This is a genomic window from Micromonospora sp. D75, from assembly GCF_018070405.1.
GTDB classification, from domain to species: Bacteria; Actinomycetota; Actinomycetes; order Mycobacteriales; family Micromonosporaceae; genus Micromonospora; species Micromonospora chalcea.
Genome location: NZ_JAGPXV010000756.1, coordinates 1 through 2,591 on the forward strand (window position 1 = coordinate 1; position 2,591 = coordinate 2,591).

General features: G+C 69.8%; 3 protein-coding genes and 1 tRNA gene. 1 reads left to right on the forward strand and 3 read right to left on the reverse strand.

All coding sequences use genetic code 11. The features are described from left to right. The 3 genes from KBX39_RS28625 to KBX39_RS28635 form a co-directional block, all read right to left on the reverse strand. A partial coding sequence (locus tag KBX39_RS28625) for a hypothetical protein (RefSeq protein WP_210873508.1) occupies window positions 1–587 on the reverse strand: 587 nt, incomplete at its 3' end. Window positions 588–883: 296 nt separating this feature from the next. Continuing rightward, on the reverse strand, window positions 884–1,270 hold the full coding sequence (locus KBX39_RS28630; RefSeq protein WP_312247507.1) for a discoidin domain-containing protein: 387 nt from the start codon (window positions 1,268–1,270) through the stop codon (window positions 884–886). Window positions 1,271–1,461: 191 nt separating this feature from the next. Further along, window positions 1,462–1,548: transfer RNA gene (locus tag KBX39_RS28635), tRNA-Leu, on the reverse strand. Between the two features lie 200 nt (window positions 1,549–1,748). On the opposite strand from KBX39_RS28635, the gene KBX39_RS28640 reads away from it, so the two are divergent. Then, on the forward strand, window positions 1,749–2,591 hold an 843-nt coding region (locus KBX39_RS28640; protein ID WP_210873510.1), incomplete at its 3' end, for a tetratricopeptide repeat protein.

Here is a 2,591-nt window from a genome sequence, read left to right on the forward strand (position 1 = left end):
GACGGGTCCTTCATGAAGAGGACGATCAAGCGGGCGCCCGAAGTCGGGAGGTATTTGACGAGCAGGCTCTTGACCGTGTCCTGGATGGAGCCGAAGTTCTTGAGGAGCAGCTGCTCGACGATCGCGTCGTTGCTGCGCGCGTTCTTGAGGTCCTCCTCGCACTTCTTGATGAGCGCGAGGTCGGCCTCCAGGACCTTGCTCATCAGCGTGGCGACCTCGGGGACGTCGAGCCGGGCGACCTGCGCCCAGATCTTGCGCTCCCCGGCGAGGAAGTCACGCGGGCCGACCGCGGTCCACCGTTCGTCGACGGACATCGCGTTGGCCTGGCTGTCCTCCAGCACCGACCGGATGTCCGATTCGAGGCGCTCCATCAGCGCCTCGGCCTGCTCGCAGTTGGTCTCCCACCGGTCGGTCAGGCCGTCATAGCCCGGTTGCTCCAGCTTGGAGAGCATCTCCTCGAACAGCTTCTCCCGATCGGTGTCGAAGCGTTCCAGCAGATCCAAGACCTTGTCGAGGATGTCCTCCTCGAACCCCGTGGCGCGCATCCGCTGCTCAACGAGCTCGCGGGCGTCATCGACATCTTCCACAAATTTCAGCGTAGGAGCCCTCGGTCACCCGAGGCAGTCGTGAACCCGATCCCTGCCAGATCAAGGATCCGACCTATGCCGCCGCTCGGTGAAGACTGACTCCGGAAGTCGTCGACTCTTCGGGAGTGCACCATGTCATCCCTGTTCAGCGGACCGATACTTGGTGTTCGTATGCGTCTTTCCTCTGGCACCGGGGCGCAGCCGGCTCATAACGGCATGGGGTGCCCGCTCCGTGGCGGCCACCCCATGCCTTACCGTCCCGTGCGGTCACTCCCCCGGGAACGCACGGACGGGCCTCAGTTGAGGGCGTAGATCTCCGCGGCCGACGTCCACGGGTTGCCGGCGACCTCACTCACGGCACGCAGTCGCGAGTACTGCCCGGTCTTCGCGGTGGACCGGACGTCCTTCTGGCTCGCGTCGTTGGCGAACGCGCCAGTGGCCACGGCCGTTCCCCAGTTGGTGCCGTCGGTGCTGACGTACACCTCGTACTGGCCGATGCGTCCGTTGACCGCGCCGGAGCCGCCATCCTGCCGGGGCAGGTAACGCAGGCCCGAAACGGAGTAGCTCGCGCCCATGTTCCGGCCACTGCTGTCGAGGGCAGCCAGGCCGTACACCATCGTGCCGGCGCGTGACGTCGGTAGCACAGGCAGGGGGCAATGGTGGACGACGAGTGGCTCCACCACGCGGCCGATGCGGGCTCTGCTCCCGGTCCGACAGACGCACGGGGAGGGATGACGGGAGCCACGGAACGATCAGCCACGACAATCGCCCTCGATCAAGACAGGCTCGATCGAGGGGGTCGCTGCGTTGAGATTTGCGTGGTCAAGCGCGCTTGACCACCTAGTACGCGAAACACAGCATGGATGCTGCAAGTTGGTGTCCGAGGGGGGACTTGAACCCCCACGCCCTATACGGGCACTAGCACCTCAAGCTAGCGCGTCTGCCATTCCGCCACCCGGACCTGCACGTACCAGCCTACCCGGTCGGCCAAGGTGATCATCTCACCGCATCGGCCGGCCTGGCGGGCCGCACGGGGCATTACTGTACACGGCCCGGAACGATCATGCACATCAGCACCAACGCCGCACGTTTGCGCAGGTCGGAGGCCACAACAATCGGGTGGGTAGCGCGCAACTGACGATTCCGGGCAGCATTGCTCCCGTGTCCCACCCCTCCCCGTTGATCGCCACCCAGCACCAGGCCCTCGCGATGCGGGCCGCCGGCGACCTGACCAGCGCCCGCCGCCTGCTCGCCGACGCGATCGTCGCGGCCCGCCCGGCGTACGGCGAGGACCACCAGGACGTCCTGGCCACCGGCCACCTGCTGGCTCGGCTGCACCGCGAGGCCGACGACCCGGCCGCCGCCCGGCGCGTACTCGAAGAGGCCTACGCCGCCGGCGAGCGCCGCCGGGGCGACGGCGACCCGCTGATGCTCGCGCTCAGCTTCGACCTCGCGGGGGTGGCCGAGGAGCTGGGCAACCGGCACGAGGCCCGCCGCAACTACAGCCGCGTGGCCACCGCCGGGTCCGCCGTGCTCGGTCCGGACCATCCCGCGGTACGCGCAGCCCGCCAGTACCTCGGCGGCTCCGCCGCCGCTCCCGCCGGCTACGGCCCACCTCCCGGCGGCTTCGCCGCCGCTGCCGGCACGCACCCCGGTCCGTCCCTGCCCGGGCACCCCGGTCCGACCCTGCCGGGACACCACAGCCCGGCCCCGCCGGCACACCACAGCCCGGCCCCGCCGGCACACTCCGGTCCGCCCCTGTCAGGACCCCCCAACCCGGCTCTGCCGGGGCACTCCGGTCCGGTCGTGCCCGCACAGCCTGGACAGGTCCTGCCCGGCCAACCCGGTCCCGTTTCCCCCGGGCACTCCGGTCCCGCTCTGTCCGAGCCCACCGTGTCGCTGCCGGCGATCCCGCCGCCGTACCCGCCCGCGCCGACCCGCCCCGCCGCCCCGGGGACGCCTGCCGCGGCTGCGCCGGTATCCGGCGCACAGTGGGCGCCCCTG